Raw genomic sequence first — 14,872 nt, forward strand, 5'->3', positions numbered from 1 at the left:
TTCTATGAGCCTGCTTGATAAATTCCGAAAAAAGCACGAGGCCGTTGGCCAAGAGAAGAAACCCACGAATGTGGTGAAAACTTCGGATGCGCCTAAGGAGAAAAAGGCTGAGGCAAAAGAAACGACAAAGCCCGTGAAGGCTGAAGCGCGCGTCCTGAAGAGTGACACCCGCCACGCGTACCGTGTCCTCCTCCGTCCGTTGATCACCGAAAAAGCCACTCGCTTGCAGCAAATCCACCAGTACACGTTTGCCGTCGCCAAGCGGGCGTCCAAAGTGGAAATCGCGCAGGCCATTCACGCGGCGTACGGCGTTCGGCCAACCATGGTGCGCACGCAGGTGGTGCACGGGAAAGCCGTTCGGTTTGGTCGGATGCAAGGCAGCCAGAAAGAGTGGAAGAAAGCCATTGTCTCGGTGCCGGCCGACAAGCATTTGAACATCAGCGAGTAAGTGTATGGCCATTACCTCCTACAAACCAACCAGTCCATCTCGCCGCTTTGCCAGTGTGTCGCCGTGGAACAAAGAGGTGACCAAGGGCAAACCCGAGAAGTCCCTGCTGTCCATCCGGAAACGCAACGCCGGCCGCAACAACCAGGGGAAAATCACCACCCGGCACCGCGGGGGTGGGGCCAAGCGCATGCTGCGCGATTTGGACAGCTTGCAAGAGCGTCTGGACATTCCAGCCAAAGTCGACAGCATTCAGTACGATCCAAATCGCACTGCGTACATTGCGCTGCTGGTGTACCCGGATGGTGAGAAGCGCTACATCATTGCCCCAACTGGTCTGAAGCCTGGCATGCAGATCCTGAGTGCCAGCAAGCGTGTCGAACTTGATCCAGGAAATCGGATGCCGTTGCAAGATATTCCTGCTGGCACCATGGTGCACAGCGTGGAATTGCAACCTGGCCGTGGGGGTCGGATTGTCCGCTCGGCTGGTTCATCGGCAACCCTCATGTCCGTAGACGCGGGCATGGCGCAGGTGAAACTTCCATCTGGAGAAGTGCGAATGATTGCTGCACATGCGCGTGCGTCCATTGGTCAGGTGTCTAACATTGACCATGGCAATGTGCGCTTGGGCAAAGCTGGCCGCACGCGCCACCTGGGTTTCCGTCCGTCGGTTCGTGGGAAAGCCATGAACCCGGTGGATCACCCACACGGTGGTGGTGAAGGTAACCAACCAATTGGTCTGAAGCACCCCAAGACGCCGTGGGGCAAACCCGCCTTGGGCGTTCGCACCCGGAAGAAGGGCAAGTTCTCCGACCGATTCATTCTCAAACCTCGAAAGAACCGTTAACCTATGTCCCGCTCGCTTAAAAAAGGTCCATTCACCCACCCGAAGCTCTTGAAGAAAGTTGGTAAGCTTCGCCAAGGTGATAAGACGATCATCAAAACCTGGTCCCGCGATTCCGTCATTACACCGGAAATGGTGGGTTTCAGCTTTGGCGTGCACAATGGTCGCGTCCACGTAACGGTGAATGCTACGGAGAACATGGTGGGTCACCGCCTGGGTGAGTTCTCACCAACCAAGAAATTTGTCCGTCACGGCGGAAAGATGCAGAAGGAGAACGAAATGGCTGCAGCCGCTGCAACCAAGCCCGCTGCTGCACCAGCTCCAGCGAAGAAGTAAGGCATACCTATGGCAACTGCTCCCAAAAAAGTGAAGAAGCCAGCCGTCGTGGCGCCCGAGCTGTACTCGGCCACACTGCGGCACTTGCGCATTTCCTCGCGGAAAGTGCGGTTGGTGGCTAACCTGATTCGGGGCAAAGCCGTGCTTGAAGCGCAGAATATTCTCACCCATTTGGCCAAAGGCAGCACAGGTCCGCTGCGGAAACTCCTGGACTCGGCCGTTGCCAATGCCAAACAAGCCGGGGAGAAAGTGGAAGGCTTGCACATTGCAAAAATTACGGCTGACATGGCACCTCGCTTGGAACGCTACCGCCCCCGCGCAATGGGTCGCGCTGCCTTGATTCTGAAGCATGCATCGCACATCACGCTTTCCGTTGCGCATCGTGATATCCCCGTCGTCACCCCTGTGGCAAAAGCAAAGGCCGAGAAACAGCCTGCGTCCGTCACCCCTAAAGCCCCAGCGGCAAAAAGCTAATTGTATGGGACAGAAAGTTCACCCAACCGCGTTTCGCCTCGGCATCACCACGGAATGGAGCTCCAAGTGGTTCTCCGTGCGTGGTTTCCGCAGCCAGCTCCAAGAGGATGTGAAGGTAAAGTCCTTCATCCGCAAGAAGTTGAAGGCGGCTGCTGTTTCCCGCGTGGAAATTGAGCGCTCTGGGAATGCCATTACCGTAACGATCGCGACGGCGAAACCTGGCATTGTCATTGGTCGCGGGGGAGCGGGAGTGGAAGATTTGAAGAAGCAGTTGGCTTCCTACTTCCCACCCAAGATGAAGTTCCGTCTGAACATTCAGGAAGTAGCAAACCCAGCACTGGTCGCGCAGTTGGTGGCGCAGAACATGATTGAGCAAATTGAGCGCCGTTTGCCTTTCCGCCGCATCCTCAAACAGTCTATTGAGCAGGTGAAGAAAGCTGGTGGCCAAGGGGTGAAAGTGATGGTTGCCGGCCGCTTGAATGGCTCAGACATTGCCCGCACGGAAGCGCTCAGCTGGGGCAAACTCCCTTTGCAAACCCTTCGTGCTGACATTGACTTTGGTCGCGGCGCTGCTTTCACCACCTACGGTGCCGTGGGCGTAAAAGTCTGGCTGTACCGCGGCGACGTGTTCGCCAAGAAGGACGGCACTCCACCCGAGGTCAAGTAACTATTTCTATGCTTACTCCCAAGAAGGTCAAACACCGAAAGCACCACCGCGGGCACATCCGCGGGAATGCCACGCAAAAACTCCGCGTGAGTTTCGGCGCCTTTGGTTTGAAAGCTTTGGAGTCAGGATGGATTAGCGCGCGGCAGATTGAAGCTGCCCGCCGTGCCATGACTCGCTTGCTGCAACGCGGTGGCAAAGTGTGGATCCGCATCTTCCCCGACAAGCCCGTGACCCTCAAAGGCTCAGAAATTCGCATGGGTGGCGGCAAAGGCCCAGTTGATCACTACGTAGCCATTATCAAACCCGGCACGGTGATGTTTGAACTGGATGGCGTTGCTGAAAGTGTCGCGCGGCGCGCCATGCAATTGGCGGCGTACAAGCTGGCCGTGAAGACGAGGTTTGTCACCAAGGCCGAAACCCTGTAGAGTCCTATGCACCTCACACTCAAAGAACTGAAGAACAAAACCGCCGAAGAACTTCGCCTGCACCTGGCTGAAGCACGCGAGCGCGTGCGCGACCTCCGTTTCCGGGTGGCGCAAGACAGCCACAAGGATGTGCGGGAAGTCCGGGAAGTCCGGCAGATGATTGCGCGCATTCTCACGCTCCTCCGCAAGCCGCACACTCCGTCTAAAGTCTAATTTCGTATGGAAACTGCAACTCCCAAAACCCGCGTGCCTCGATCCTTCAGTGGGGTTGTCACCGCAAATGCGATGACCAAAACCATTGTGGTTCGGGTTGACCGCATTCTGGTGCACCCCAAGTACGGCAAGCGCTACCGCGTGAGCAAGAAGTACCACGTGCACGCAGAGCAGGGGACTTTCCCCGTGGGAACCAAAGTGCAGTTTGTGGAATGTCGGCCGTACTCCAAGACCGTTCGGTGGCGCGTGCTCACCCCCACCGCGTAAGCTCCTATGGTACAACTTCGCTCAAAACTCGTTTCTGCCGACAACACTGGCGCCCGCGACTTGCAGGTGATCACTGTGCTCAATGGCTACAAAAAGCGCTACGGGCAGATTGGCGACATTGTGAAGGTCGTGGTGAAAGCTGCGGTGCCGCATGCCGCCGTGAAGAAGAGTGAAATGTACCACGCCGTCATTGTGCGCCAGCGGAAAGAGTACCGTCGCGTGGACGGCTCCTACATTCGCTTCGATGACAACGCTGCGGTGATTGTTGACCCAAAGTCCAAAGAGCCCAAAGGCACCCGTATCTTTGGACCCGTGGCTCGCGAATTGAAGGCCATGGGCTACAGCAAACTCATTTCTCTCGCTCCTGAAGTTCTGTAATTGTATGCGACTCAAGACTGGCGACCAGGTACAAGTAGTGAGCGGACGCAACCGCGGCAAGCAGGGCAAAGTCCTGCAGGTCTTTCCTGAGCGCGCCCTGGTGGTTGTGGATGGTTTGAACAAGCGCACGCGCCACATCCGCAGCAAGCAGACCCGCGACAAGGGACAGAAAGTGGAATTCTTTGCCCCCCTTCACGAATCCAACGTCATGCTGGTGTGCGCGTCCTGCGGAAAGCCCCGCCGGGCAAAAGTGCACGTGGGCACAGACAAGAAGAAGCAGCGCTTGTGCGCAAAGTGTGGTAAACCTTTTGGTGCCTAATTCTCTATGACTCCTCGCCTCCTCAAACTCTACCGAACGACCGTCATCCCCGCCTTGCGTACCCGCTTGGGCGTGCAGAATGTGCATGCATTACCGCGTGTGACCAAAGTCGTTTTGAACACCAGCTTTGGCACGTCGGTGAAGGACCCCAAAATTCAGGAGACGGTAGTTTCCACCTTCACCCGCATTACCGGGCAGAAGCCGGTGCTCACCCGAGCCAAGAAATCTATTTCTGCTTTCAAATTGCGACAAGGGATGGTCATTGGTGCGAAAGTCACCTTGCGCGGTACCCGTATGTACGAATTTTTGGACAAGCTCATCAACGTTACTCTGCCGCGCGTCCGCGACTTCCGCGGCGTGTCACCCAAAGCATTTGACCGGCAGGGGAACTTCACGCTCGGCTTCCGCGAGCACTTAGCTTTTCCAGAAATCCACACAGACGAAGTGGAAAAAATCCATGGTTTGGAAGTGATTGTGGCTACCTCGGCAAAAACCATTGACGCTGGCCGAACGTTGCTGGAACTCCTGGGTTTCCCTTTCCGCGACACCGCAGTTTCTGCTCGCACGCGGGAAGAAGAGAAGCTGGGCGCCAAGAAGCAAGCTCCCGTCGTGAAGAAATCCCCTTCAAAGTAAGCTCACCCTATGGCTACAGCCGCACAAGTCGCAAAGTCCAAACGCACGCCCAAGTTCAGCTCCCGGCTGGTTCGCCGGTGCTGGCGCTGTGGTCGGCGGCGTGGGTACATGCGCAAGTTTGACCTCTGCCGCATCTGCGTGCGCGAGTTGGCCAACAAGGGCGAAATTCCTGGACTCCGTAAAGCTAGCTGGTAACCTATGGACCCTATCGCAGACATGCTCACCCGGATTCGGAACGCTGGCTTAGCCCGGCACCGAACCGTCACCATTCCCCAATCGAAACTTCGTTTCGCGCTTGCCAGCGTACTCGTGCGCGAGCAGTACCTGGCTGCGGCAATTCCGGCTCCTGATGGCCGAACGTTCACCGTGACCTTGAAGTACCAGCCCAACGGTGCTCCGCACATCCAGGAATTGCATCGCTCGTCCACCCCTGGCCGTCGCTACTACGTTTCCGTGGGTGCAATCCCCCGGGTGAAGAACGGCTTGGGTATGGCGGTGCTCTCCACGTCCCAAGGTATTCTCACCGATCGGGAAGCTCGGAAAGCACGCACGGGCGGCGAGCTCCTCTGTACAGTCGCTTAACTTTTTCCTATGTCCCGCATTGGCAAACTCCCCATTCCCATCCCCGCCGGCACCACTGTGCGTTTCACCGCACCAGAAGTGGCGGTTTCGGGTACCAAAGGGAGCCTGACCTTCAACCTGCACCACCGGGTGACATTGGACGTGCAGCCAACGGAGGTTCTGGTCAAAGTGCCAAACCCTGATAACCGGAATGATCGTGCGCTCTGGGGTCTGTGCCGCCAGCTGGTGGCAAATGCAGTGCACGGGGTGACCACGGGTTTTGAGAAGCGGTTGGAAATTACGGGCGTGGGCTTTAAAGCTGCAATGCAAGGCAAAGACCTTCAACTGAACCTGGGCTTCTCTCATCCCATTCTCTTCGCTGCACCCGCTGGGATTACCCTGGGGGTGGAGAAGAATGTTATTATCGTGGGTGGGGTGGACAAGCAGGTGGTTGGAGAAACCGCTGCGCAAATTCGCCGTCTGAAGCCGCCGGAACCGTACAAGGGCAAGGGTCTGAAGTACGTGGGTGAAGTCATCCGCCGTAAAGCTGGTAAGGTCATGAAGGCCGCCGCAAAGTAACTGTATGCCTGTATCCACACGCACATCTCGTCGGTTTCGTCGGCACACTCGGATTCGCACGCGCGTCTCCGGTACGGCAACGCGTCCACGCGTGAGCGTCTTCCGCAGCGCCGCGCACATTCGCGTGCAGCTCATTGATGACGTGGCTGGAAAAACTTTGGTTGCAGTAACCGATGAACAACTGAAAGCAATTCCCAAGGATGCAGAGCGCACGGGCAAGGTGGCCAAAGCCTACGCCGTGGGCCAAGCACTGGCTGAAGGTGCAAAAGCAAAAAAAATTACTGCCGTGGTCTTTGACCGCGCTGGTTACCGCTACCATGGCCGCGTTCGCGCCTTGGCTGAAGGCGCCCGCGCCGGAGGCTTAACTTTCTAATACTTTCGCTATGCCCGCACCCCAACGACCAGGACGCTTCGGCCATCGACCTCACCGTGAACGTGAGAAGTCTGAGTTTGACCAGAAGACCATTGACCTCGCGCGCGTCACCCGCGTGGTCGCGGGTGGGAAGCGCATGCGCTTCCGCGCCTGTGTGGTTGTTGGTGATCGCAAAGGCCGGGTAGGCATGGGCGTGGCCAAAGGTGTGGACGTGCAGAGTGCCGTGGAAAAAGCGTCTACCGCCGCCAAGAAGCGCCTCGTCACTGTTGTTCTGGAACGCGGTACCATTCCCCATGCAATTCAGGTCAAATTTGGTGCAGCCCTCGTCCTCCTCAAACCCGCCCCCCAAGGTTCTGGGGTTATTGCTGGCGGTGCCGCGCGTGCCGTGCTGGATCTGGCTGGGGTCACCAACATCAGCAGCAAGATGCTAGGTTCCAAGAACAAGGTGAATAATGTTCGTGCCGTGGTCATTGCGCTTAGCCGCTTGCAACCTCGCATGCGCGTGAAGACGAAGACCGCCAACGCTTAACTCTATGGCAACCACGCTCCACACCCTCAAACCCAACAAAGGTAGCCGCAAGCGCAGTGTGCGTATTGGACGTGGGAACGCGTCTGGTCATGGTGCGTACAGTGGCCGAGGTATCAAAGGCCAACGCGCCCGAAGTGGTGGCCGGAAGAACCTGGCTCGCCGGGGTTTGAAGCAAATGCTCATGCAGTTGCCCAAGAACCGCGGTTTCCGGAGCATGCACGCAGCGGCAGCGGTGGTGAATCTCTCCCTCTTGCAATCAACCTTTCCTGCACATACGCATGTGACCCCAGTGCTCCTGCTCCGCCGGAAGCTCATCACCAGCACCAAGTATGTGAAAATCTTGGGTGATGGGACATTGAAGAATGCATTGGATGTGCACGCGCATGCGTTTTCTGCGACGGCCAAAACTGCCATTGAAAAAGCTGGGGGCACTGTGCATATCATGGTGGTTCCAAAGCAACCCACGCCTCGCCGTCAGGCAGAGCGTCTCGCCAAAGCCGCAGCTGCGGCCTAGCGCCATACACAAACCATGCTAGAACGCCTCCGTCAGCTCTGGAACGTCCGAGAACTGCGGAATAAAATTCTGTTCGTGCTTGGAATGCTCGTGATTTTTCGCATTCTGGCACATATTCCCATTCCGGCCATAGACGCAGCGGGTCTGAAGTCCTTCCTCTCCGGCAACCCACTGCTTGGGCTTTTGAATTTGTTCTCCGGTGGTGGTCTGGAAAACTTCTCCATTGTCATGTTGGGTGTGGGGCCGTACATTACGGCTTCCATTATCATGCAGCTGCTCACCATGATTGTGCCAAAGCTGGAAGCGATTCAGAAAGACGGTGAGTCAGGGCAAGCAAAAATTAACCAGTATACGCGCTACCTGACACTGCCCATGGCTTTGCTCCAGGGTTTTAGCACCCTCACGTTCCTGCGGCAGCAAGCGGGCGGGGCTTCCGTGCTTGGCGCCATCTCCCCGTTTGACATGGTTGTGGCTCTTGCGGCAATTTTGGGCGGCACCATGCTGCTCATGTGGATTGGTGAACTTATCTCCGAGAAAAAAGTTGGGAACGGCATTTCTCTACTCATTTTTGCTGGGATCATCGCCCAGCTCCCGCAGTCGGTGCAGCAGACGGTCAGCGTCATTGATCAAACGCAAATTCTGACCATTGTCTCTTTCTTGGTCATTGGACTCATTACCATTGCGGGTGTGGTTTTTGTCACCGAAGGGCAGCGGAATATCCCCGTGACCTACGCCAAGCGGGCAATTGGTACTAGCTCTATGGGTGGGGTAAACACGCACCTCCCTTTGCGGGTGAACCAGGCCGGCGTTATCCCCATTATTTTCGCCGTGTCTATCATTCTCTTCCCCCCACTCATTGCGCAGTTTTTCACCACGAGCGCTACTCCGTGGATTGCAAACCTGGCGGTGTGGGTTCGGGATTTTTTCCAAAATCAGACCTACTACGGGCTCATGTACTTTATCTTGGTCGTGGCGTTTACGTACTTCTACACCGCCGTGGTTTTCCAGCCCCAGCAAATTGCTGAAAACCTCCAGAAGCAAGGCGGGTTCATTCCTGGCATTCGTCCCGGCACACCCACAGCGCACTACCTGAGCTACGTCAGCAATCGTATTATCTTGGGTGGCGCGCTTTTCTTGGGTCTCATTGCGGTTTTGCCCACAATCTTGCAGTCATTTTCCAACATGCAGTCAATTGCCATTGGCGGTACTAGTTTGCTCATCGTCGTCAGCGTCGTACTGGAAATGCTGAAGCAAGTGCAGGCGCAGCTGGTGATGCGGGACTACGAGTCATTCTACAAGTAAGCGACGTCATGTACACTTTGCACAGACGCCGAGCAGTCGCCCAGCGTTGATTTTGCAGTTTCTCTCGTCTACGGTATAGTATTCAAGCACGACACATGTCTACCTCACACGCTCGCCCAATGAACCTAGTGCTCCTTGGCCCACCAGGCTCGGGGAAAGGCACGCAGAGTCAGCTCCTTGAGGAGCGTTTTTCGTTATACCATTTGGGAACAGGTGATTTGATCAGAGCAGTTTTGCATCGTGCAGGTGGGACGGATACTTTTGCGAATGAGGTGCAGGAACGCTACAGCGCTGGGGTACCGCAGCCCGACCACGTCATACTGGAAATGGTGGAGCACGAACTGACCCGTTTGCACCACAAAACCGGTTTTGTCTTTGACGCTTTTCCACTTTCGCTACCCCAGGCAATTGATCTGGAGCGGATGGTACAGAAGTTTGATATGCGGGCGCCCATTGCCATCTCCATTGATGTGATTCGGGAGGAAGCTGTACGCCGCCTCACCCTGCGGAAGTACTGCCCAAATGACAAACTGGTTTTCCACCCGCAGGACGCTGATTACAAAGGCAACCACTGTCATATCTGTAGTGCAGAACTCCAGCATCGATCAGATGACACACCGGAAATTGCTGGGAAGCGGTACGATGGGTACGTGCAGCGTATTCTGGATTTGAAAGCTTTCTACAAGGAACGTGGTCGTCTGCTGGATGTGAATGGTGAGCAACCCATCAAGGCTGTTTTCAACGACATCCTTCACGCACTGGTGCCATACCTATGATTCGCTTGAAATCTGCCCAAGACATTGCCATCCTCCGCGAGGGCGGTGCGATTTTAGCACGAACATTGCATACGGTTCGTGAGGCAGTTGTTCCTGGGGTACGGGCAGCATTCTTGGACAGTATTGCGGAAGAAGCTATTCTGCAGGCGGGAGGAAAACCGGCGTTCAAAGGCTACGAAGGGTTCCCTGCCACGCTCTGCGTCTCCATTAACGATGCAGTGGTGCACGGCATTCCGGGCGAGCAAGTTTTGCAGGAGGGGGATATCGTGGGCATTGATTGTGGCGTGACCTACAAGGGGTTGATTACCGACGCGGCGATGACCGTTCCGGTTGGCAAGGTCAAGAAAGACGCGCAGAAGTTAATTCGGGTGGCCGAGGAAGCGCTTCAGGAAGCCATTGCTTTTGCCGCGCCAGGGAAAATGACCGGTGACTTGGGTGCGCTTATTCAACGGTATGTAGAGAAGCGGGGTTTTGGTATTGTTCGGGCGTTGGTTGGTCACGGCGTTGGCTATGCTGTGCACGAAGAACCCAAGGTGCCCAACTACGGCGTCGTCGGGAGCGGCACAATCCTGGAGCCAGGTTTGGTCATTGCCATTGAACCCATGATTACCGCGGGTGGGTATGAAGTGAAGACGCACAAAGATGGCTGGACCATTGTGACGGCAGACGGCAGCTTGGCCGCCCATGCCGAGCATACAGTGGTGATTACCGAAACCGGCTGCGAGATTCTTACCCAGATATGAAAATTTTGGGTATTGATTGGGGCGAGCGACACTTGGGGCTGGCGTTGAGTAGTGAAGACGGTGCTTGGGCCTTTCCCTGGAAGACCGAAAGCATCCGGGGTTTTTCGCATGCCATGCAGGTCATTACCCAGATTGTGGGAGCAGAGAAAATTGGGGCCGTCGTGGTGGGGTTACCATTAGGGATGAACGGAAAAGACACGCCACAGACCAGCCGGGTACGGGAAGTCGTGGCAGATTTGTCCAATCTGATTTCGGTTCCGGTGGAGATGGTTGATGAGCGTTTGACCACCCAGTCGGCCGTGCGTTTGCAGCAGGATGGTGATCGGCATACTGATGCGCCAAATGACACCCAGGCAGCAGTGGCGATTCTCCAAACCTACCTTGACCAGCATCGGTCATGAACTTCGTGCTTGCCTTTGGCGCTGCTTTTTTGCTCAGCCTGGGTCTGACCCCGATGGTGAGACGCGTCGCGTTACGCTGGGGGATTGTTGACCGGCCCAGCGACGCGCCAGACCGGAAGATCCAAACCCAACCCATTGCCTTGCTGGGTGGCATTGCGCCGTTCCTGAGTTTTACCATGGTAAGTTGGGGCTTTGCGTTGGGCACTGATTGGTTTCTGCAAGGTTTTTTGCAACCCAAGTTTCTCTTGGGTATGACCGTGGCTGGTGTCGTGCTTATGATTGGCGGTGTGCTGGATGATGTGAAGCACCTTCGCCCCAGCCGGCAGCTACTCTTCCCAATTCTCGCTGTACTCATCATCATCGCATCTGGTATTGGCATCCCGTACATTACCAATCCTTTTGGCGGAATCATCAATTTAGAAAGCGTATCCTGGACTGTGCTGGTGATTGCCGGCGTGCCGTACATGCTCACCTTGTTCGCTGACCTCTTTGCCTTTGGTTGGGTCATGGCCACCACGTACACCACCAAGATTCTGGATGGGTTGGATGGTTTGGTCGCCGGCACCACGCTCATTGGTGGTATTGTCATTGCCATCCTCAGTTTTTCCAAAGAGGTATACCAGCCAGAGCTGGCCGTGCTCGCGCTGGCTTTGGCCGGAGCCGCAGCCGGGTTCTTGGTGTGGAACTGGCACCCAGCAAAAATTTTCTTGGGTGAAGGTGGGTCAACCTGGACTGGCTTCATGCTGGGCACGCTCGCTATTCTCGCCGGGGGAAAAATTGCCACCGCCTTGCTCATCCTGGGCATTCCCGCGCTGGACGTCGCTTGGGTCATTCTCCGACGTTTATTCGGCCACCGATCTGCAGCCAGTGCAGACAGAGGACACCTGCACTTCCGTTTGCTGGACGCTGGTTTGAGCCACCGACAGGCAGTGCTCATGCTGTATACCATCACTGCAGTGTTTGGTATGGTCACCCTGGTCACGCGCGGCCCGCAGAAAGTGTACGCCCTCTTGGGGCTGGCAGGAGTCATGGTGCTGCTGGCAACGGCAGTCGTTCTTGCTTACAGGCAGAAACAGCGTAGATAAAAAAAGACCCAGGAAGAGGATTCCTGGGCTTTATTGAAGGTGGGTTTTTGTTACGTTGTGCGGAAAGTAGCGTCGATGTTGTTGCTTGGAAAGAAAGTTCTGAACAGGTATTCCCGAACTCGATGTCCCTGACTTGCGCAGGCGCGTTCGGCTTGCGTTCTCACTTTTCGACCCCGGGCACATTCAATTTCGATTTGTTCTTCAGTAATCCGAAGCCAGAGAAAGACTGTTCGACAGTTAATAATTGGCTTCCAGAAGTTAATGATGAAGGACTCCTGCGAATCTTCTTGAGCAGCTTCGAAACTGATTCGATTAAGAATGCAGTCTCGAACACCTTCCGCCTGCGCTCCTAATGAGTACAGTCGTTTCAGCAAACGAGCAATGTTTTGAAGATCCAAATTTGGATCCAGACACGCGATGGATAACTCCTGAAGGATAAGCTCCTGCTCATCCTTTATTACTTTGTCCCTTTTTCGCAGGGTACAAGCGTCTTGTTCCTCTACAAGAAATTCAGGTTTTTCCACTGCAGGTTCCTTTCCTGGTTTGTGAGGGTACGATGTTTCCCAACAGTCCCGTCCTGGGGCTGCGAGCACTTTTTGATATCTCAATCTACCAAGCTGGACCCACTTTGTCAATGGTATGCGGGGCAGGGTAGGGGTGGTACCATGCAAATATATGCAACGAAGCTGGGTTACACTACTTGCGGTTTTCTTTGTCCTCATTGCCACATTTTGGGCGTTTGGCGGGGATGAAGTGACGGAGTACCTCCCGTACGCTACCCAGCGTTTCACCGGCCAGTCTGCCCACGTGTTGGTTGGCGGGAAGACGTTTGGTACTGAAGTTGTGCGAAGTGAAAAATCTCAGGCCAAGGGTTTGTCTGGGCGTCGAAGTTTACCCGCAGACCGGGGGATGCTCTTCGTCTTTGCAAAACCAGGGTTGTACCCTTTTGTGATGCGGGACATGCGCTTTGCATTAGATATCATCTGGATCCAGGATGGGAAAATTGTTGACCTCTGGCGGAACGCACCATATGGGAAAGAACCTCCAGCCCAGTACACGCCAAAGACCGCCGCTGACCAAGTGTTGGAAATTCGGGCAGGTATGGCAGGTGTTCTCCAGGTAGGAGATATGGTGGTTATTACTGACGATCGGTGGTTCTTCCGCTAGTATGGCAAACAGTAAAGCGCCGGTTGGGTGCCTCCTCATCCATGGGTTTACCTCGCACCGCTCCAGTTTGGAAGCGGTTATTCCGGAATTGGAAAAGCGGCACATTCCATGGCACTACCCCATTCTGGCAGGACACGGCACTTCACCCGCTGATTTGCGAAATGTTACCTGGCAAGATTGGGTGAATGATGTGACGCAAGGGCTACAGTACTTGCAAGGGGATGTTGAAAAAGTGGTGGTGGTCGCGCTGTCCATGGGCAGCATGTTGGGACTAGAATTAGCTGCTGCTTTTCCAACGCAGATTGTGGGAGTGGAGCTGCTCTCACCAACACTCCATTTCCGATTGAAATTGGCGAAGTTTACGCCTATGCTCAGCCGGGTCATCAGACGTTTTCCAAATCCCAGCCCCGCGAAGTTCAGCTCGTTGAAGTTGGCCAAGCAGGATAAAGGTTACCAGTGGTTCCCGACAGGGACTTTTCGGCAGTACTGGGAACGCACACAGGATTTTGACCCGGTCATCCAGCGGGTACACCAGCCCACCCGGATCATCCACGCCAAGCGGGACATGGTTGGCCATCCCTCTGGGGCGCAGCATATTTTTGACCTGCTCCCAGCCAAGCAGAAGGAGCTCATTTGGCTGCACAAGTCTGGCCACGAAGTACTGCTGGATGCGGAAGTCCCAACGGTTTTGGAGCATATCCTCAGTTTTCCACCCCTGCAGGCAGCCGCCAGAGCCCTTGACGGGACAAGGTAAGCCTGGTAGCATTCTGTGTACATTCCTATGGATACCTTCGCAGTCATCGCAACCGGCGGTAAGCAATACCTCGTCAAAGAGGGGGACGTCCTTCAGGTGGAAAAACTGGAAGGCGAAGCAAAGGCCAAACTGACGTTTGACCAGGTGCTTCTGGTTGCCAAAGGCAAAACCCCAACCGTGGGTAAGCCTTTTATTGCCGGAGCAAAGGTGGAAGCAGAACTCATGAACCAGATGCAAGGTAAGAAAATCTACGTGGAAACCTATAAGGCGAAGACCCGCAAGCACCGGAAAATTGGCCATCGGCAGCAGCTGACCAAAGTGAAGATTACCAAAATCACCGGGTAAAGGTTTTTTTGGGGTGATTGGTGATGCGAGGTGAAAACCTCGTTTTTTTATTTGACTTGGGTGTTGGTCCTTGGTAAGGTTGCAGGAATCAAAAAAATGGAGGAAAGTCATGATTCAAGAGGTTGTTCCGAGATTTCGAACGTCGGTTGAAAAATTTGATACGACGACATGTCAGCGGACAAACCAGCGTTTTGCAAATCTCAATCCACAGTGTGGACCTTGGCCTTTTACAGAAATCGCCTACACACATCAAGCTGGAGAGTTTGCGCAGTTTAGTACACAACTTACGCCCGAGTTTATCCAGGCACAGATCCTTCCCCGTGGGCGGCCGCATTTTTCCCTGCTCCACATTGCCCTCATCGATGATGCGATTGCGTCATCATCATTCCAGTGCATCATGGGCGAGTCATACGGGGAAAGGTATCGGTACCTTGAGCTCGGCGCGATTGCTGGGTTTCATCACGAAGCTTTTTTCCGTGGGAGTTTGAGTCAGGTACCCTTGGGGGCAATTGAAGTGAACGGGTTTTTGGTCCGATGGCAATGTATGAAGCGGAAACCAACGAGCAGGCTTGAGCAGCGAGGAATTCTACAAGTGGCTGTGCTCACGGAAAGCGCGGGTGAAGAGCAGCAAATTGCTTCTGTCGAAATTGAGTATTTCCGTCGTCACGGCGTACTAAACATTGCAAAGCAGTAGCACATTGAAAAAAGACTTACCCTGAGAAGTAAGTCTTTTTTTCTGATT

27 protein-coding genes are annotated in these 14,872 nt (G+C 54.9%); 26 read left to right on the forward strand and 1 reads right to left on the reverse strand.

Annotated features, from left to right (window positions below; translation table 11 throughout):
- Window positions 1–4: 4 nt before the first annotated feature.
- The 22 genes from rplW (at window position 5) to WCV85_04000 (ending at window position 11,864) form a co-directional block, all read left to right on the forward strand.
- Complete coding sequence (gene rplW / locus WCV85_03895; protein ID MFA6473996.1) at window positions 5–448, forward strand: 50S ribosomal protein L23; 444 nt, start codon at window positions 5–7, stop codon at window positions 446–448.
- 4 nt (window positions 449–452) lie between these two features.
- Window positions 453–1,292: a 50S ribosomal protein L2 gene (rplB, locus tag WCV85_03900; protein MFA6473997.1), complete on the forward strand. Its 840-nt coding sequence runs from the start codon at window positions 453–455 to the stop codon at window positions 1,290–1,292.
- A 3-nt stretch (window positions 1,293–1,295) separates the two neighbouring features.
- Entirely contained in the window at window positions 1,296–1,625 is a 330-nt protein-coding gene (rpsS, locus tag WCV85_03905) for a 30S ribosomal protein S19 (protein MFA6473998.1), read from the forward strand.
- Window positions 1,626–1,634: 9 nt separating this feature from the next.
- Window positions 1,635–2,099, forward strand: coding sequence for a 50S ribosomal protein L22 (rplV, locus tag WCV85_03910; GenBank protein ID MFA6473999.1), 465 nt, complete (start codon window positions 1,635–1,637; stop codon window positions 2,097–2,099).
- Window positions 2,100–2,103: 4 nt separating this feature from the next.
- On the forward strand, window positions 2,104–2,766 hold the full coding sequence (gene rpsC / locus WCV85_03915) for a 30S ribosomal protein S3 (GenBank protein MFA6474000.1): 663 nt from the start codon (window positions 2,104–2,106) through the stop codon (window positions 2,764–2,766).
- Window positions 2,767–2,774: 8 nt separating this feature from the next.
- Complete coding sequence (gene rplP, locus WCV85_03920) at window positions 2,775–3,191, forward strand: 50S ribosomal protein L16 (GenBank protein ID MFA6474001.1); 417 nt, start codon at window positions 2,775–2,777, stop codon at window positions 3,189–3,191.
- Window positions 3,192–3,197: 6 nt separating this feature from the next.
- Window positions 3,198–3,404, forward strand: coding sequence for a 50S ribosomal protein L29 (gene rpmC / locus WCV85_03925; protein ID MFA6474002.1), 207 nt, complete (start codon window positions 3,198–3,200; stop codon window positions 3,402–3,404).
- Between the two features lie 6 nt (window positions 3,405–3,410).
- The gene (gene rpsQ, locus WCV85_03930) at window positions 3,411–3,671 is read left to right on the forward strand and encodes a 30S ribosomal protein S17 (protein ID MFA6474003.1); all 261 of its coding nucleotides are present in this window, start codon (window positions 3,411–3,413) and stop codon (window positions 3,669–3,671) included.
- A 6-nt stretch (window positions 3,672–3,677) separates the two neighbouring features.
- Window positions 3,678–4,049, forward strand: a complete 372-nt coding sequence (rplN, locus tag WCV85_03935; GenBank protein ID MFA6474004.1) for a 50S ribosomal protein L14 — start codon at window positions 3,678–3,680, stop codon at window positions 4,047–4,049.
- Window positions 4,050–4,053: 4 nt separating this feature from the next.
- On the forward strand, window positions 4,054–4,368 hold the full coding sequence (gene rplX, locus WCV85_03940) for a 50S ribosomal protein L24 (protein ID MFA6474005.1): 315 nt from the start codon (window positions 4,054–4,056) through the stop codon (window positions 4,366–4,368).
- Between the two features lie 6 nt (window positions 4,369–4,374).
- Window positions 4,375–5,001: a 50S ribosomal protein L5 gene (gene rplE, locus WCV85_03945; GenBank protein ID MFA6474006.1), complete on the forward strand. Its 627-nt coding sequence runs from the start codon at window positions 4,375–4,377 to the stop codon at window positions 4,999–5,001.
- Window positions 5,002–5,010: 9 nt separating this feature from the next.
- Window positions 5,011–5,196, forward strand: a complete 186-nt coding sequence (locus WCV85_03950) for a type Z 30S ribosomal protein S14 (GenBank protein MFA6474007.1) — start codon at window positions 5,011–5,013, stop codon at window positions 5,194–5,196.
- Window positions 5,197–5,199: 3 nt separating this feature from the next.
- A complete protein-coding gene (rpsH, locus tag WCV85_03955; protein MFA6474008.1) occupies window positions 5,200–5,583 on the forward strand; it encodes a 30S ribosomal protein S8 in 384 nt (127 codons plus the stop codon).
- Between the two features lie 9 nt (window positions 5,584–5,592).
- A complete protein-coding gene (gene rplF / locus WCV85_03960) occupies window positions 5,593–6,141 on the forward strand; it encodes a 50S ribosomal protein L6 (GenBank protein MFA6474009.1) in 549 nt (182 codons plus the stop codon).
- 4 nt (window positions 6,142–6,145) lie between these two features.
- Window positions 6,146–6,514, forward strand: coding sequence for a 50S ribosomal protein L18 (gene rplR, locus WCV85_03965; protein MFA6474010.1), 369 nt, complete (start codon window positions 6,146–6,148; stop codon window positions 6,512–6,514).
- A gap of 10 nt (window positions 6,515–6,524) precedes the next feature.
- Window positions 6,525–7,043 carry a 30S ribosomal protein S5 gene (gene rpsE / locus WCV85_03970; protein MFA6474011.1) on the forward strand — a complete coding sequence of 173 codons (519 nt, stop codon included), beginning with the start codon at window positions 6,525–6,527 and terminating at the stop codon, window positions 7,041–7,043.
- A 4-nt stretch (window positions 7,044–7,047) separates the two neighbouring features.
- On the forward strand, window positions 7,048–7,557 hold the full coding sequence (gene rplO / locus WCV85_03975; protein ID MFA6474012.1) for a 50S ribosomal protein L15: 510 nt from the start codon (window positions 7,048–7,050) through the stop codon (window positions 7,555–7,557).
- A 15-nt stretch (window positions 7,558–7,572) separates the two neighbouring features.
- Window positions 7,573–8,859, forward strand: coding sequence for a preprotein translocase subunit SecY (gene secY, locus WCV85_03980; protein MFA6474013.1), 1,287 nt, complete (start codon window positions 7,573–7,575; stop codon window positions 8,857–8,859).
- A 95-nt stretch (window positions 8,860–8,954) separates the two neighbouring features.
- The gene (locus WCV85_03985) at window positions 8,955–9,635 is read left to right on the forward strand and encodes a nucleoside monophosphate kinase (protein ID MFA6474014.1); all 681 of its coding nucleotides are present in this window, start codon (window positions 8,955–8,957) and stop codon (window positions 9,633–9,635) included.
- Window positions 9,632–10,378 carry a type I methionyl aminopeptidase gene (gene map, locus WCV85_03990; protein MFA6474015.1) on the forward strand — a complete coding sequence of 249 codons (747 nt, stop codon included), beginning with the start codon at window positions 9,632–9,634 and terminating at the stop codon, window positions 10,376–10,378. Before WCV85_03985 ends, map begins: the two co-directional genes overlap by 4 nt.
- Complete coding sequence (gene ruvX, locus WCV85_03995) at window positions 10,375–10,779, forward strand: Holliday junction resolvase RuvX (GenBank protein ID MFA6474016.1); 405 nt, start codon at window positions 10,375–10,377, stop codon at window positions 10,777–10,779. The genes map and ruvX overlap by 4 nt, the downstream gene beginning before the upstream one ends.
- A complete protein-coding gene (locus WCV85_04000; protein ID MFA6474017.1) occupies window positions 10,776–11,864 on the forward strand; it encodes an MraY family glycosyltransferase in 1,089 nt (362 codons plus the stop codon). Before ruvX ends, WCV85_04000 begins: the two co-directional genes overlap by 4 nt.
- A 50-nt stretch (window positions 11,865–11,914) precedes the next feature.
- On the opposite strand, the gene WCV85_04005 is transcribed toward WCV85_04000, so the two are convergent.
- A complete protein-coding gene (locus WCV85_04005) occupies window positions 11,915–12,388 on the reverse strand; it encodes a hypothetical protein (GenBank protein MFA6474018.1) in 474 nt (157 codons plus the stop codon).
- A gap of 151 nt (window positions 12,389–12,539) precedes the next feature.
- Between WCV85_04005 and WCV85_04010 the strand changes: the two genes are divergently transcribed.
- The 4 genes from WCV85_04010 (at window position 12,540) to WCV85_04025 (ending at window position 14,824) form a co-directional block, all read left to right on the forward strand.
- The gene (locus WCV85_04010) at window positions 12,540–13,031 is read left to right on the forward strand and encodes a DUF192 domain-containing protein (protein ID MFA6474019.1); all 492 of its coding nucleotides are present in this window, start codon (window positions 12,540–12,542) and stop codon (window positions 13,029–13,031) included.
- Window position 13,032: 1 nt separating this feature from the next.
- The gene (locus tag WCV85_04015) at window positions 13,033–13,785 is read left to right on the forward strand and encodes an alpha/beta fold hydrolase (GenBank protein MFA6474020.1); all 753 of its coding nucleotides are present in this window, start codon (window positions 13,033–13,035) and stop codon (window positions 13,783–13,785) included.
- 27 nt (window positions 13,786–13,812) lie between these two features.
- Window positions 13,813–14,130 (forward strand): 50S ribosomal protein L21, encoded by a 318-nt coding sequence (rplU, locus tag WCV85_04020; GenBank protein ID MFA6474021.1) that lies wholly within the window; start codon window positions 13,813–13,815, stop codon window positions 14,128–14,130.
- A 109-nt stretch (window positions 14,131–14,239) separates the two neighbouring features.
- Entirely contained in the window at window positions 14,240–14,824 is a 585-nt protein-coding gene (locus tag WCV85_04025; GenBank protein MFA6474022.1) for a hypothetical protein, read from the forward strand.
- Window positions 14,825–14,872: the final 48 nt, after the last annotated feature.

Source organism: Patescibacteria group bacterium, from assembly GCA_041665345.1.
In the GTDB taxonomy this organism is placed as follows: domain Bacteria; phylum Patescibacteriota; class Patescibacteriia; order PEXW01; family PEXW01; genus JBAYJA01.